Below are 14,660 nucleotides of genomic sequence, written 5' to 3' on the forward strand. Positions count from 1 at the left end.
TAAAAATAGACAATTAAATAGTCACAACAAGTTAAAAATGTCATATTTTTCCTTAACAAACTTAAAAAATAACAAGATTATCAGGAGGTTATAAATGTAAGGGTTTCAATCGCAGACAGCTTTTTTCCAAGGTGTTGTGGTGTTGTAAGACAGGTTCGTTGTATCCTTAAATCGAGTACCACCTTCATCTACATCACCAAAACCCTCGACAATTTGGTCTTTTTCAATTTTAAATGCCACATCTCTAACGCTTTCAACACCTTCAGACATAAATGTATACTGTCCAAAAAGTTTGTCTCCATTTATTTTGCCAAGTAATGTACCTTCGTTTTTATCTTTTTCGGCATAACTGTAGTAAAGATTCGCCCTAACATTACCATTACTTATGTTCGTGACTTCCATTTTTACCTCGGTACCATCAGCCTTGTAAACATAGCAACCTACTTCCAGTTTATTCATTGCATCAGATTCCTTTTCTTTATTGGTTTCTTCGGAATTAGGTTGTGCCAGGTTTTCATCTTGCTGTTTTTCGTTGTTTTTACATCCTATAAAGATGGTTAGAAGTGAAAACAGAATAATTGAATTTTTCATAATTTTTGATTTTAGATTGAATAAGAATCAGTTAAGTCAAAATTTGATATTATAAAAGTACCGAATTTTAATAGGTAAAAATATCTTAAATAGAGGTAGTCGTAACTCATATGAAAGCAGTCAGTCAATATTCATTGCATCAAACAGGTGTCTTTTTACTTAAATTTCCGTTAAAAATTGTTTAAAACTCTTTATTCTTCTATTTATGAAAGCTTATCTTTATTGGCAATCAATTAAATATGAATTTATGAGAAAAATTAATCAATCAGTAAAACTAGTATTTTCTCTTTTGTTCTTGGTGGCTGTAAATTTCAATACAGATGCGCAAGTAACTCAAGGAGCAAGTGTAGAAGGAATCACTGAATATTCCTTAAAAAATGGACTCAAAATTTTATTGTTTCCAGACAATTCAGCACAAACCATAACTGTAAACATTACCTATATGGTAGGTTCTCGTCACGAAGGTTATGGAGAAAAGGGGATGGCTCACTTGCTTGAGCATATGGTGTTCAAAGGTACGCCTAACCATCCTAATATTCCTGAAGAGTTATCTTCTCACGGAGCAAGACCGAATGGTACCACTTGGTACGACCGAACCAATTATTTCGAAACTTTTAATGCTACAGATGAAAATCTAGAGTGGGCTTTGGACCTGGAGGCGGACCGTATGGTCAACTCTTACATTGCCAAAAAAGATTTGGAGTCTGAATTTTCGGTTGTACGCAACGAGTTTGAAAGTGGTGAAAACTCTCCGACAGGTGTGTTGATGGAAAAAGTGATTAGCTCTGCCTATTTATGGCACAATTACGGAAATTCAACCATTGGTAATCGTTCGGATATCGAGCGTGTTCCAATCGAAAATCTTCAAGCGTTTTATAAAAAATATTACAGACCAGACAATGCTATCTTGATGGTGACAGGTAAGTTTGACAAAGACAAAACCCTAGAGCTCATTGAAAAGAAGTTCTCTGGCATCAAAAATCCTGATACTCCATTAAGAGATATTCCTACCATTGAGCCTGCCCAAGATGGTGAAAAGAGGGTATCGTTGAGCAGAGTAGGCGATTTGCAAATTGTATCAGCATTATACCATACTCCAGCAGGTTCGCACGAAGACGCAGCGGCTCTTGCTATTGCCGAAGAAATTTTGACCAATGAACCCTCTGGAAGATTGTACAAAGCATTAGTGGATGGTAAAAAATCTTCTGGTATCTGGTCCTTTACCCCATTTACTAAAGAACCTTCTTTTTTCTACATCAATGTAGATGTTCCATCTGATAAGTCATTGGCAGAAGCTGAAAAGACCTTATTGGGAACGTTGGATGGTTTGGCCAAAAATCCTGTAACTGCTGAAGAAGTGAATCGTGCAAAAGCGAATATTGGCAAACAGATAGATCAAATTTTTAGAAATTCCTCATATTTGGGAACTTATATGAGCGAATTTATTGGTGCAGGCGATTGGAGATTGGCTTTTATTTTCCGAGACAGAATTGAAAACATGACTGCCGATAAAGTCAATGCAGCCATTCAACGATATTTAATCAATACCAATAGGACAGTTGGCAATTTCGTACCAAGTAAGAAACCTATTCGTGTGGAGATAGAGCATACTGAAAATATTGGTGATTTGGTGGCTAACTATAAGGGTAAAGAGGCGTTGGATGCTGGTGAGGTATTTGACGTATCTTATGAGAACATTCAAAATAGATTACAAACGGGAACCTTGAGCAAAAGTAATATTGAATATGGTTTCATCAATAAAGATAATCGTGGAAAAACAGTTAGAGTGAACTTCACAATGAGAACTGGTAATGTTGACCAATTGATGAATAAAGGTCGCTTGGCAAACTACACGGCTAGAATGTTGAACAAGGGTACAAAAACAAACTCAAGACAAGATATAGAAGACAAGTTAAGCGCCTTAAAATCATCTGTATATTTTAGCGGAAACAATGGTCGTGTCTACGCCTATGTTACTAGTACTGAAGACGACTTAATGGCAACGTTAGCATTAATGACAGATATGCTAAAAAATCCAACATTTGATGCCACTGAACTTGAAAAATTGAAAACACAAGATTTGGCAAGCTTGGAAGAAAGCAAAAATGAGCCACAGTCTGTGGTGTCTCGTCAAATAGGATTGTTGAACAATAATTTCCCTAAAGGTCATCCAAATTATACAATGACTTATGATGAAGAAGTGGCAGCCATCAAAGCCGTTACTGTTGATGCTGTTAAGGCATATTACAAAGATTTTTATGGTATTTCCGATAACGCATCTGTTGTTGCTATTGGTAACTTGGATGAGCAAAAATTGAAAGATTATTTCGAAAAGGAATATGGTAGTTTTAAAAATAATAAGCCATATACAGAAATTGCTAATCCATATAAAGCTAATAAACCAGCTAATGAACAAATCTTGACACCAGACAAAAAGAATGCGTTTACACTTGGAATTTTGTCATTTGAAGCTAGTCAATACGATGACGATTACGCAGCGCTTCAGGTGGCTGGTGAAATTTTTGGTGGTGGTTTCTTGAACTCGCGTATCGCCACTCGTCTACGTCAGCAAGATGGTGTCAGCTATGGTGCTGGTGGTAACGTAGGTGTGGATGGTGATCCGAAGGACAAGAATTCTTCAATGTATGTATATGCAATTTATAATCCGGAAAATGCTGCTAAAGTTCAGCAAGGATTTAGAGAGGAAATCGCTCGTTTCATAAAAGACGGTATTACACAGGAGGAGTTGACCAACGTGGTAAATGGTTGGGTACAAGAACAAAATGTCTCTCGTGCTAAAGACAATGAGTTGGCAACTACTGTGGGAAACAATATGTACTATGACAGAGATATGAACTTCCAAAAAGACATCGAGGCAAAAGTTAAAGCTTTGACTGTGGATGATGTAAACAAAGTCATCAAGCAGTATTTCAAGGAATTTGATAAATGGTCTGTGGTGAATGGTGGAGATTTCGAAAACCCAGAAATTAAAAACAAGAGCGAAAAAGTAGATTGATAAAGTCTCGAGATAGATTGAAAAACTCATCAGTTTTGTGCTGATGGGTTTTTTTATAATTTGAAATGAGAAGGCTATTCTCTGTCAAGTAATCTAACCGAAAGAATCCTGACGTTTTGGATAGGCCTGTCATTGGCATCGGTCTTGACGGCAGCTATCGAGTCTACCACTTTAATACCTTTGATTACTTGTCCAAATACAGTATAGTTTTGGTCTAATGTAGGTGTGCCACCTTGAGTTTTGTAAACCATTCGTTGTGTTTCTGGTATCTTGTAAGTTTGAACACTCTTGTATGTTTTTACGATCGAATCCAATCGATCATTATAACGTTCATAAACAACTTCATTCTCGTCTTTAATAGCTTTCTGCAGAGAATCCCAAAGCGATTTATAGCGTTCGTCGTTAATAACATAATATCTTGCCAAGCGTTCATTGATAGTTTGTTCTGCCTTGTCCAAGAGGCTGTCGTTATAAACCTTGCCTTGTACAACATAGAACTGAATGGCACTTGAGCCTCTATCTCTGTTGTCTTCTCTAGCAGTGGCCAAAGCACCCTTTTGATGAAACAAATTAGGATGGAATTCTGCCTTTACCGTATAGCCTAAATCACCATTTCCCAATAATGAATCGGAAGGTGCATTTTTACTTTCTGGGTCGCCACCTTGAATCATAAATCCTTCGATTACTCTATGGAACAACAAACTGTCATATGCTTTTTCGTTGACCAATTTGATAAAATTATCTCTGTGCAAAGGCGTTTCATCATAAAGCTCGAACACCATAGTGCCATAATTGGTCACCATTTCCACGGCTGTGCGTGGTTTGTATTCATCTTCTGGTGCTTTAGGCTCATCTTTGCAACTTACAAAAGAAAGCAACAGGATTACAAAAAGATAAAAGTGCGATTTATTTCTCATCTGAATAAATATAAAAGTGTTATGGTTTTGAATTTCAAATCAATAGCGTCTAAAATACTAGATAATTAATTATGGTTTAAAATTCTTGTCTTCATCTTTTGAAGCTCTTTCGTTGTCATTTCCACTTATCGAGGTTAATAATAGCTTCAACATTTCTGAAGGTTTAAAATCCAACTCCTTTAAGTTCGATAGCAATCGCTCCAAGGCAAGAAACGTAATGAATGATTGCAAAACGGCTCGGTCCATCAAAGGGCTAGAGTAGAGGGTATGCTCTTCAAATGTAAATAGATTGAAAATTAATAAATAAATAAAATATGAAAAATAGATGACGAATTTTATGGTGTGTTCTGACAAGAAATAATCGGTCAAATGATGAAACTCAAAACGATTGGAAATATGATTGCTATATAGCTGCATCGGTGAAAAACGGTACGTTAATTCTTTCATTTGCTTGTTCATCAAGGTTGCTGTAATAACACTAAATGTGACAATGAGATAAATGTGTGTGGTTATTTTTAAATCCAATAGCCCTGTAAATCGGTCCAATCGGTATAACAAAATTGGCACTATGGAAGAAAAGAATAAGTACACAAACAGATGAATCTGAAGCACAAAATAGGGCATGGCTACCGAAAGAAAGCCTAGAAACAATGTAAATGGCAACACAGCAATACGATGTATTTTGGTGGCCAAATCACTCTTGTAGCGACGTCCCAAAACATAAAGAGTAATACAGAGAAATAGATAAAAGGCAAGATACCAAACGCCAAAACGCATTTCCAACAATGAATCTACACAATACACAATACCCACTGCAAGCCCCAAAATAAGGATGCCAGAGGTCACAATCAATATCAACGAAAACAGTTCTTTGTTGATGTTTTTCATGCTGCAATATGATGTTAGAAAATGGAGAAAGCAAAGATATAACCTTTGTGTATAGGTCTAACACAAGTTGAGAAAATAAACATTAATGGCACTAATAAAAAAGCAACAACCCAAAGAGAAGCTCTATGGGTTGTCTATACGACGCATGGTTAGCATAATGTTACGGATTGTGTTAAATCCACACGTCTTTCTGTTAATGCAAAAATACATTGGAGCAACAAGAATAGGTTCCTTTAACTACACCATTTATTGCATTTTAATGTCACAAGCAAATACAATAACACTATATAGAAAGTTAGGGTAAAGGTAAATAAGGGAAGCCTAAAATAAAACATAGGCATAAGCTATCCTAAACATTAAGTAAATTTTTACAAAAAAAATGTTTTTAGGTTACATTTGTTCGATAAAGTGAATATTGAAGGTTAATGATTTTTTTAATGTATATAGTACATTTATTTTAACCGGATCAATTTGCCTTTACGTTTTACGATATTCTTATAGTCCCATTGAATGTCTTTCGACTTTTGAAGCCAACGTTGAAGGTCTTCAGTATAAATTTCTGCAACCGATGTGTAAAATATGGAAGCATCCTTAAACTTTTCTCCACGTTTATGAAGTGTAGGTTCCTCAAAATCTGCACCACTCCAAAACATTAATCGCAAGCCTGCTTTTTGCTTACTATAGCCTACTATGGGATTGCCATCCAAAAACCAAACAGGATGTCCATGCCATATTTTATGCTCCGCTTCGGGTAGTCCTTTGCAAATTTCAAGGTATAGAAGTTCGCAAATAGTCTTGTCATCTTTGGAGACAAGTGACTGATGATAGTTTTCAATGTTCTCGTCCATGGTTTAAATTTGCGTTTGGTAGAAAGTTATAAATTTAATATAGATTTTGTTGAAAAAATAAAACCATTCAAAATTGTTTTACGTATAAATGGTTGGGATTTGCAAGTTATGCAAATGACACTGCTATATAATCAATAAAAAAGGCTATCAATTAGGGTGATAGCCTTTTGCTTTACGTATGAAGACATCTTGGGTCTTATATAATTCAATCTTTTTAAATCGAAGATGTTAATTGATTTCAATTTCAATCCACCAAAATTTCCAAAATCTGAATGGCGGCATCACTGATTTTGGTGCCTGGACCAAAGACAGCAATGGCTCCAGCATCAAATAGATATTGGTAATCCTGCTTGGGAATAACCCCTCCAACAATAACCATTATGTCATCTCTACCATAGCTTTTAAGCTCTTCAATGACTTGAGGAACCAATGTTTTATGTCCAGCGGCTAAAGATGATACGCCTAGAATATGCACATCATTCTCTACTGCTTGTTTTGCCGCTTCTTTAGGTGTTTGGAATAACGGTCCAATGTCCACATCAAAACCCACATCAGCGTATCCAGTAGCGACTACTTTGGCTCCTCTGTCGTGCCCATCTTGTCCCATTTTGGCAATCATAATGCGAGGACGACGTCCTTCCTGTTCGGCAAATTTATCTGCCAATTCCCTGGCTTTTTGAAACGAACTATCGTTTTTAATCTCTTTACTATACACGCCTGAAAATGATTTAATTTGTGCTTTATAACGTCCGAAAGCTACTTCGAGCGCATCACTGATTTCACCCAATGTGCCTCTTTCTCGGGCAGCTTCTACAGCTAAAGCTAACAAATTCCCTTCACCTGTACGAGCAACTTCCGTTAATTTTGAAAGCGTATTAGTGACCTTTTCTGTATTTCGTTCTGATTTGATACGATTAAGACACTCTATTTGTGCATTTCTAACCGTTTGGTTGTCCACCTCAAGGGTTGAAATCGGATCTTCTTGTGCCAATCGATATTTGTTGACGCCCACAATGATATCTTGACCAGAATCGATACGAGCCTGTTTGCGCGCGGCAGCTTCCTCTATTCGTAATTTAGGAATACCTGCTTCAATAGCTTTCGTCATACCACCTAATTCCTCTACTTCCTCAATCAATTCCCAAGCCTTTTGGGAAATGTCATAGGTTAACTTTTCTACATAATAACTTCCTGCCCATGGATCAACCGTTTTTGTAATATGTGTTTCCTCTTGCAAGAATATTTGCGTGTTGCGGGCAATTCTTGCTGAAAAATCCGTTGGTAAAGCAATAGCTTCATCCAAAGCATTGGTGTGCAAACTCTGTGTGCCTCCAAAAGCAGCTGCAGCCGCTTCTATAGTGGTACGAGCCACATTGTTGAAAGGATCTTGCTCCGTAAGGCTCCATCCAGAGGTTTGACAATGAGTTCTTAAAGAAAGTGATTTTTCATCTTTAGGATTGAATTGTTTGACCAATTTTGCCCAGAGCATTCTAGCAGCACGCATCTTTGCGATTTCCATAAAATGATTCATACCAATAGCCCAAAAGAAGGACAGACGAGGTGCAAACGTATCAATGTCCATACCTGCATCAAGTCCTTTTCGTATATATTCCAATCCGTCAGCCAAGGTGTATGCCAACTCAATATCGCAAGTGGCACCCGCTTCTTGCATATGGTAGCCCGAAATACTAATACTGTTAAATTTTGGCATATGCCTGCTTGTATATTCAAAAATGTCAGAAATAATCTTCATAGATGGTGTAGGAGGGTAGATGTAGGTATTCCTAACCATAAATTCCTTCAAAATATCATTTTGAATGGTTCCAGACAGCTGTTTTGGTTGAACTCCTTGCTCTTCAGCAGCTACTATGTAAAACGCCATAATAGGCAGCACAGCTCCGTTCATAGTCATAGAGACACTCATTTGATCCAAAGGAATTTGGTCAAAAAGAATTTTCATGTCCTCCACACTATCAATGGCAACGCCTGCCTTGCCAACATCACCAACAACACGTTCATGGTCAGAATCGTAACCTCGATGTGTCGCCAAATCAAAGGCTACCGACAGGCCTTTTTGACCTGCTGCCAGATTTCTTCTGTAAAAAGCGTTGCTCTCTTCAGCCGTAGAAAAACCTGCATACTGACGAATGGTCCAAGGCCTACGAACGTACATCGTGGAGTAAGGTCCGCGAAGGTTGGGAGCAATTCCAGCGATGAAATTTAAGTGTTCAATATCCTTCAGATCATTTTTGGAATAGGTAGATTTGACATCGATACCTTCAGCAGTCTTGAAAACTTCAGTGTCTTGGCTTTTTGCGCTTGATTGCTGATTGTTTAAAGTAATATGTTGGAGGTTTTTTCTTGACATTAGAGTATCATTTTTTGAATGAACATATCAAAATCTACTTCAAAAGGGGTGGTGATTTGTATCCAGACTGTTTTGCTTTTTGACGAAATGATATAGCTTGAATTAAATACTTGAATATTAGTCTTTTGGTTGTCAATGCGATATATACTCCTAAAAATATTTTGACTACCAGAGTCATTGTACTTCGCTGTCAATTTGGTATAGGATAAATCACTATCATGAGAACTACGCTTATAGGACGCATTGATCATACTTAATAAATACTGGGCATCTTCTCTTCTCAACGGCGTGTATGGCAACGTATTGATGGTGTAGGTGGCGCCTGTTTCTTTGTCAAAATAAATGTAGAAACTACCTTCAATATCCCTCAATGCCTTCAACCGTTTCTTCTCAAACTCAACTTCTTTTTTTGTACCAAAAGAATCAAGCAATTGCTGATAGCCAACAGAAGAATACCGTTCAAATACTTCAGGTAAGTAAATTTTGATGCCATCATTTTCCAGATAATGGTAATTGCCTTCAATTTCTTCAACAGAGGTTGCTTCCATCCAGTTTTTAACTTCAACGATGGTATTTAGGCAAGATACTGTGAAAAAACAGGCAAATAGTATAAAACTTGATATGATGATTCTAGATTTATTCATCATTTAGTCTTTGCTGCTCAACACTTTCAGCCAAACGTTTTTCAATGATTGGTTCTATTAACGTTTTGACTGGATTTGTTTTAACGAATGGATACAGTTCCATCTCATCTTTCATTCGGTCTTGCTTGTTAGGATGTTTGTTGGTTCCCAATAACACCAATTGGCCATTGTTGAACTGTTCCTGTTCCTTGGCAGCACTTTCCTTCAACTTCTTCTGAATAATACCTTCTTTAAGTTGGTGCAAAAAGCCACCATTTGCCTCGATATCCTTAAACAACGTTAAAGCTTTTTCAGATAACTGTTCGGTCAAACTTTCAATATAATAAGCACCATCCGATGGATTGTCCACCTTATCAAAATAACTTTCGTGCTTTAAAATCAAGAGTTGATTGCGAGCGATACGTTCTCCGAATTCATTGTCTTTATGATAAATGGCATCATAAGCCAAGTTGCAAATTGTATTTGCTCCACCCAAAACCGCACTCATACATTCGGTAGTGGTTCGAAGCATATTGGTATTATAATCGTACAAGGTTTTGTTATGTTTGGTAGGTGTAGCAACGATTTGACATTCAGTATTGAAACCATATTCTGAAGCCAAGGTGCTCCAAAGAATCCTCAACGCGCGTAGTTTTGCTATTTCGAAAAAGTAATTTGTACCTACTGAAACATTGAGCACAATTTCAAAACATTTTTTAGATTCTTCGCTCAATAACGCGTCGAAATGATTTAGATATTCGTTCGCATGCGCTAAACTATACGCTAACTGCTGCACCATTGTCGCACCAGCGTTTTGATAAAGAGATAGGTTAATGCTGAACGAATTGGTATCGCTTACAATAGTTTCAAAAGTTTTATGGTCATCGTTGAGGTTTTTGAACCAATTGCCAGATTTTGCAAGGTTGCCGATGATGTCAGTTTGAATATAAATATTCTTTTTTGAAGGAATAAAATTGAATTGATGAACAAATTCAGAAGATAGAAACAGGCAATCAAAGTAAATAATAGTATCCATCAGATTGATGTTCACCAGTAAATCTTTGATTGTAATGTCTTCAGAAGGTAGAATAAACTTGATGCTTTCCGCTCCACGTTCCAAAGCATCTACAGCTTTTTCATTCGACTTTTCAACATTGGCAACATAAATGGTTTGGCAAATTTTCCAATTGCTTGCTTCAGTATTTGAAACATCTGGAAAAGATTCAAATTCATCGCTATGATAAAATGGTTTTACACTGATGCCTTCATTTGATTGCCAAATAAGGGTTTCGTTATAATCAGCACCTTTTAAATCATACTGAATTAGTTGCTTCCATTGTTTTGATGATACTTCCGAAAAATCCTTGAATAATGGTTTACTCGTCTTCATTGTTCTTTTTTAAACTATCCTCATATTCGATAATATAGATATCTTCGTTTTCCTTCTTCATGTAATATTTTTCGCGAGCTAATTTTTCTACACCTTCTTCAGTGCTCAATTCTTTGATGGCCTTATTGTCTTTCTCAATTTCCTTTTGATAATATTGTTTTTCATTTTCTAGGTCATCCATATCTGCGTTCAACTCACGATGAATCAACCAAGAATTGGCATCAAAAAAAAGCATCCATACTACAAATACAACAAAAATTAGAATATAAATATTCTTAAATGGTTTGAGATATTTTGAATTAAGGTTCATCTACAGTAAACGCTGATTAATAATAGTTTTAACGATATCTATGGCAACAGTATTATACTTATTGTTTGGGATGATAATATCGGCAAACTCTTTTGTTGGTTCTATAAATTGCTGATGCATCGGTTTTAAGGTGTTTTGATAGCGAGAGAGCACTTCATCCAGGTCGCGACCACGTTCCGTAATGTCGCGTTTGAGACGTCTTATTAAACGCTCATCACTGTCGGCATGCACGAAGATTTTAATATCGAACAATTCGCGCAATTCTGGGTGTGTCAAAATCAAAATACCTTCCACAATCATAACCTTGCGAGGGTGGGTGAGAATGGTATCGCCTGTGCGATTGTGTTTGATGAATGAATAGACTGGTTGATGGATGTCTTTGCCTTCACGCAAATCTTTTAAATGCTGTTCCAACAGTTCAAAATCTATCGAGCGAGGATGGTCAAAATTGATTTTTACACGTTCTTCATAACTCAAGTGAGACGTATCCCTGTAATAGGAATCTTGAGAAATGACACCCACTTCACCTTCGGGCAACTCGTTTAATATTTGATTGACCACAGTGGTTTTTCCACAGCCTGTACCTCCGGCGATTCCTATAATCAGCATATGTATTCTTTGAATTTTACGGCAAATTTAACCATTTATAAAAGAAGTTTAAGGCTGAATTTTTGAAACTTCCTCAATGGTAATCATTTTATTGTTTTTATTACTCCAAGAGTTTGTGATGTAATTCATAACATCTGCCACTTCTTCATCAGTCAATCCCAATGGCGCCATGGCGGTATTATAGGTTTCGCCATTGACAACAATTTCACCAGACAGACCGTATTTGATTGCTTTGATACTTTCTTTACGTTTAGTCATCAGAAAATCGGCATTGTCCAGAGGTGGAAAGGCTTTTGGTACACCTTTACCATCTGGTAAATGACATTGCATGCAAAAGTCTTCATAGACAATGGCCCCTCTTTCTATACTCTTTGAAAGCTCTGGATTTTTCTGGCTTTTAGAATCGTTGCAAGACAACAATGAGATTATTGAAATGAATACAAGTAGCATATATGGTTTCATTATTTTTTCTGAAGAAGTTTGACAATTCCGAGGTTTTCAATACCAACATAGATATAACCATCAGGCCCTTGATTTACCGTTCTTACACGTCCAAGGCCATCTAACATTCGTTCTTCTTTGATGACTTTACCATCTTTAAGAACACATTTATCAAGATATTCAAACTTCAAAGAGCCCACCAATAAATCGCCTTTCCAACCAGGATACTTGTCACTAGATATAAATGCCATGCCACTTGGTGCGATGGATGGATCCCAATAATGTAATGGCTGTTCCATACCTTCCTGTGCAGTTTTGTCGGTAAACTTCGTTCCAGAATAATTAATTCCATAACTGATAACTGGCCAACCATAATTGGCGCCCTTTTTTACAATGTTGATCTCGTCACCACCACGCGGTCCGTGTTCGTGCGCCCAAACTTCTCCAGTGGTAGGGTTTAGAGCCATGCCTTGAGGATTTCTGTTACCATAAGTATAAACTGCTTTTTTGGCATTTGGCTTATCAATAAAGGGATTATCATTAGGAATAGTACCATCATCATTTATACGATATATTTTACCACCATCGCGAGTGATGTCTTGGGGATTTACATCTCTTTCTCCACGTTCACCAATAGTAAAGTATAGGTAACCTTCATTATCAAAAACAATCCGGGAACCGAAATGTTGACCCCTTGTAGTGTTTGGTGTTGCTTTATAAAGCAATTGTTTGTCAATTAGTTTTGTACCACTTAATTTGGCACGCATTAGAGCCGTATTTCCGCCACTACCTTCACCTTCTGATGAAGCATAAGTGAAGTATAGCCAACCATTATTTTCATAATTGGGATGTAAAGCAATGTCCAATAGACCACCTTGTCCTCGATTATAAACCTCTGGCAAGCCCTCTATATTTGTTTTTTTTCCATCTTTGAACAGAATCATTTCGCCTTTTTTCTCATTTATCAGAATAGAGCTATCTGGTAAAAAGACAAATCCCCAAGGAATATTTAAATCGGGAACAATTACTTCATAATCATGTTTTGTGTTGACTGGATTTTTGTCTTGAGCGCAAGAGACAAAGCCCAAAAAAATAATTGGGAAAATTCGGAAAAGTCTTGAAATCATAGCAAATAGGGTTTATTCTTTAAAATTAGAAAAAAAAATATCACTATTTAAAGAAAAGACATATATTTGCACCTCGATTTTTACAATCTATACTTATAAGTAGTATCGGGGTGTAGCGTAGCCCGGTTATCGCGCCACGTTTGGGACGTGGAGGCCGCAGGTTCGAATCCTGCCACCCCGACTGAAAAAAGCTGAACATGTTGTTCAGCTTTTTTGTTTATAGGCATATTCAATTTTAAGAACGTTAAGCTTTTCTTAATTGAAACAACTTATAGCTAAAATATCTTGGTGTTCCTTTCTATTAATGATAGTTTTGCATTGAATTAGTAATATAAAAAACAGAAAATGAATCAAGTAAAAGAGAATGATACTGTAAAAGTGCATTACACTGGAAAGTTAACCAACGGTCAAATTTTTGATAGTTCTTTGGAGCGTGAAGCTTTGGAGGTGACTATAGGAAAAGGAATGTTAATTCCAGGTTTTGAGAATGCTCTTGTGGACATGAAAGTGAACGAGAAAAAAACTGTTGAGATATCCAAAGAGGATGCTTATGGCGAAATTAGAAAAGAGTTGTTTCACGAAGTGAGCAATGAGCAGTTGCCACCAGACATAAAGCCTGAAATAGGAATGGGGCTGTCCTCAAAAAGCTCGGATGGTAGAGAACATAATTTTAGAATTGTGGATGTAAAAGAAGACCACATTATTGTTGATGGAAACCATCCATTGGCGGGTCAAAATTTGGTGTTTGATTTGGAAGTTGTTGAAATCAAATAATCATTAATATCTTAACGTCACATAAGAAATCCGAACCTAGGTTCGGATTTTTTTATTCTATGCGTTGATAATTTTCTGAATATATTCGATTTCCATCTTCATCAATTTCGATTTGACTGAACCTATTTTCTTTCAGATGTAATTCGTAAATAAATTCTTTTCTTTCTTGAATGATTTTACTCATCATTTCCGAACCGTAATCCAAAACTTCAGTTAGGTGTCCATCTTCAACCTTATAGCTTCCATAACCAAACCATTCCGTTGAATCTGTTGGAACATGTTTGCTCCACATGACTTTAGTAGGTGTATACATTTTCACTTGCCTGTACCCATCCCTGGTTTTAAAAGAGTCAGCTACTTTGTTATCTATATAATTGTAAAAGCCAATAAGTTCCCAAGTTCCTTCCAACGAAGTACTGTCGGTTTCACTGTGATTGGTTACAGGATAGGCACCCTCCTGTTTATCATCTTTACATGAAATTAGTAAAAATATAACACAACAAGCAATAAGTGAAGATTTCATAAGATTAAGTATTTGTGTTAAAAAGACTACTCTAATTTACGAAAAATTCACAACATACTTTTTTAAATACACAAATAATTAAAACCATTCAAAATAAAGTCCAGATATGACAACGCCGATTATGAGTACAATCAGCACAATGACAACAAACGTTGTGGTACTCAAAGTTTTGGTGTCTTTTTGAAAGATATAGTTTTTTGTTTTTTCGTTTTCTTCTTTTATAAATGGCATATTT

15 protein-coding genes and 1 tRNA gene are annotated in these 14,660 nt (G+C 36.5%); 3 read left to right on the forward strand and 13 right to left on the reverse strand.

The genetic code is table 11. The features are described from left to right. Positions 1–105 precede the first annotated feature (105 nt). The gene (locus M0G43_RS14450; RefSeq protein WP_248027601.1) at positions 106–591 is read right to left on the reverse strand and encodes a hypothetical protein; all 486 of its coding nucleotides are present in this window, start codon (positions 589–591) and stop codon (positions 106–108) included. Positions 592–838: 247 nt separating this feature from the next. Between M0G43_RS14450 and M0G43_RS14455 the strand changes: the two genes are divergently transcribed. After that, positions 839–3,607, forward strand: a complete 2,769-nt coding sequence (locus tag M0G43_RS14455; RefSeq protein WP_248027602.1) for a M16 family metallopeptidase — start codon at positions 839–841, stop codon at positions 3,605–3,607. 74 nt (positions 3,608–3,681) lie between these two features. On the opposite strand, the gene M0G43_RS14460 is transcribed toward M0G43_RS14455, so the two are convergent. The 10 genes from M0G43_RS14460 to M0G43_RS14505 form a co-directional block, all read right to left on the reverse strand. After that, complete coding sequence (locus M0G43_RS14460) at positions 3,682–4,524, reverse strand: peptidylprolyl isomerase (RefSeq protein ID WP_248027603.1); 843 nt, start codon at positions 4,522–4,524, stop codon at positions 3,682–3,684. 69 nt (positions 4,525–4,593) lie between these two features. After that, complete coding sequence (locus M0G43_RS14465; protein ID WP_248027605.1) at positions 4,594–5,412, reverse strand: hypothetical protein; 819 nt, start codon at positions 5,410–5,412, stop codon at positions 4,594–4,596. A gap of 452 nt (positions 5,413–5,864) precedes the next feature. Then, positions 5,865–6,260 carry a DUF1801 domain-containing protein gene (locus M0G43_RS14470; protein WP_248027607.1) on the reverse strand — a complete coding sequence of 132 codons (396 nt, stop codon included), beginning with the start codon at positions 6,258–6,260 and terminating at the stop codon, positions 5,865–5,867. A 244-nt stretch (positions 6,261–6,504) separates the two neighbouring features. Then, positions 6,505–8,628, reverse strand: a complete 2,124-nt coding sequence (gene scpA, locus M0G43_RS14475; protein ID WP_248027609.1) for a methylmalonyl-CoA mutase — start codon at positions 8,626–8,628, stop codon at positions 6,505–6,507. Continuing rightward, positions 8,628–9,272, reverse strand: a complete 645-nt coding sequence (locus M0G43_RS14480) for a hypothetical protein (RefSeq protein ID WP_248027611.1) — start codon at positions 9,270–9,272, stop codon at positions 8,628–8,630. Before M0G43_RS14480 ends, scpA begins: the two co-directional genes overlap by 1 nt. Next, a complete protein-coding gene (locus tag M0G43_RS14485) occupies positions 9,265–10,641 on the reverse strand; it encodes a methylmalonyl-CoA mutase subunit beta (RefSeq protein WP_248027613.1) in 1,377 nt (458 codons plus the stop codon). The genes M0G43_RS14480 and M0G43_RS14485 overlap by 8 nt, the downstream gene beginning before the upstream one ends. After that, a complete protein-coding gene (locus M0G43_RS14490; protein WP_248027616.1) occupies positions 10,628–10,951 on the reverse strand; it encodes an FtsB family cell division protein in 324 nt (107 codons plus the stop codon). Before M0G43_RS14490 ends, M0G43_RS14485 begins: the two co-directional genes overlap by 14 nt. Beyond that, positions 10,952–11,560, reverse strand: a complete 609-nt coding sequence (gene udk, locus M0G43_RS14495; RefSeq protein WP_248027618.1) for a uridine kinase — start codon at positions 11,558–11,560, stop codon at positions 10,952–10,954. A gap of 48 nt (positions 11,561–11,608) precedes the next feature. After that, a complete protein-coding gene (locus M0G43_RS14500) occupies positions 11,609–12,010 on the reverse strand; it encodes a c-type cytochrome (protein ID WP_248027620.1) in 402 nt (133 codons plus the stop codon). An 11-nt stretch (positions 12,011–12,021) separates the two neighbouring features. Then, the gene (locus M0G43_RS14505) at positions 12,022–13,128 is read right to left on the reverse strand and encodes a PQQ-dependent sugar dehydrogenase (RefSeq protein ID WP_248027622.1); all 1,107 of its coding nucleotides are present in this window, start codon (positions 13,126–13,128) and stop codon (positions 12,022–12,024) included. A 106-nt stretch (positions 13,129–13,234) separates the two neighbouring features. Here M0G43_RS14505 and M0G43_RS14510 point away from each other — a divergent pair. Then, positions 13,235–13,309 (forward strand) — tRNA-Pro (locus tag M0G43_RS14510). A 164-nt stretch (positions 13,310–13,473) separates the two neighbouring features. After that, positions 13,474–13,902, forward strand: coding sequence for a peptidylprolyl isomerase (locus M0G43_RS14515; RefSeq protein WP_248027624.1), 429 nt, complete (start codon positions 13,474–13,476; stop codon positions 13,900–13,902). Positions 13,903–13,954: 52 nt separating this feature from the next. Here M0G43_RS14515 and M0G43_RS14520 read toward each other — a convergent pair whose 3' ends face one another. Together M0G43_RS14520 and M0G43_RS14525 are read right to left on the reverse strand one after the other, a co-directional pair. Further along, complete coding sequence (locus tag M0G43_RS14520; protein WP_248027626.1) at positions 13,955–14,425, reverse strand: hypothetical protein; 471 nt, start codon at positions 14,423–14,425, stop codon at positions 13,955–13,957. Positions 14,426–14,503: 78 nt separating this feature from the next. Then, positions 14,504–14,656: a hypothetical protein gene (locus tag M0G43_RS14525; protein ID WP_248027627.1), complete on the reverse strand. Its 153-nt coding sequence runs from the start codon at positions 14,654–14,656 to the stop codon at positions 14,504–14,506. Between the last annotated feature and the right edge of the window lie 4 nt (positions 14,657–14,660).

This window comes from Subsaxibacter sp. CAU 1640 (assembly GCF_023156585.1).
Taxonomy (GTDB): domain Bacteria; phylum Bacteroidota; class Bacteroidia; order Flavobacteriales; family Flavobacteriaceae; genus JBPOFM01.

Excerpts from the sequence above, each read along its gene's own strand:
- M0G43_RS14450 (WP_248027601.1), bottom strand. The coding sequence starts at position 591 with ATGAAAAATTCAATTATTCTGTTTTCACTTCTAACCATCTTTATAGGA.
- M0G43_RS14455 (WP_248027602.1), top strand. The coding sequence starts at position 839 with ATGAGAAAAATTAATCAATCAGTAAAACTAGTATTTTCTCTTTTGTTC.
- M0G43_RS14460 (WP_248027603.1), bottom strand. The coding sequence starts at position 4,524 with ATGAGAAATAAATCGCACTTTTATCTTTTTGTAATCCTGTTGCTTTCT.
- M0G43_RS14465 (WP_248027605.1), bottom strand. The coding sequence starts at position 5,412 with ATGAAAAACATCAACAAAGAACTGTTTTCGTTGATATTGATTGTGACC.
- M0G43_RS14470 (WP_248027607.1), bottom strand. The coding sequence starts at position 6,260 with ATGGACGAGAACATTGAAAACTATCATCAGTCACTTGTCTCCAAAGAT.
- scpA (WP_248027609.1), bottom strand. The coding sequence starts at position 8,628 with ATGTCAAGAAAAAACCTCCAACATATTACTTTAAACAATCAGCAATCA.
- M0G43_RS14480 (WP_248027611.1), bottom strand. The coding sequence starts at position 9,272 with ATGAATAAATCTAGAATCATCATATCAAGTTTTATACTATTTGCCTGT.
- M0G43_RS14485 (WP_248027613.1), bottom strand. The coding sequence starts at position 10,641 with ATGAAGACGAGTAAACCATTATTCAAGGATTTTTCGGAAGTATCATCA.
- M0G43_RS14490 (WP_248027616.1), bottom strand. The coding sequence starts at position 10,951 with ATGAACCTTAATTCAAAATATCTCAAACCATTTAAGAATATTTATATT.
- udk (WP_248027618.1), bottom strand. The coding sequence starts at position 11,560 with ATGCTGATTATAGGAATCGCCGGAGGTACAGGCTGTGGAAAAACCACT.
- M0G43_RS14500 (WP_248027620.1), bottom strand. The coding sequence starts at position 12,010 with ATGCTACTTGTATTCATTTCAATAATCTCATTGTTGTCTTGCAACGAT.
- M0G43_RS14505 (WP_248027622.1), bottom strand. The coding sequence starts at position 13,128 with ATGATTTCAAGACTTTTCCGAATTTTCCCAATTATTTTTTTGGGCTTT.
- M0G43_RS14515 (WP_248027624.1), top strand. The coding sequence starts at position 13,474 with ATGAATCAAGTAAAAGAGAATGATACTGTAAAAGTGCATTACACTGGA.
- M0G43_RS14520 (WP_248027626.1), bottom strand. The coding sequence starts at position 14,425 with ATGAAATCTTCACTTATTGCTTGTTGTGTTATATTTTTACTAATTTCA.
- M0G43_RS14525 (WP_248027627.1), bottom strand. The coding sequence starts at position 14,656 with ATGCCATTTATAAAAGAAGAAAACGAAAAAACAAAAAACTATATCTTT.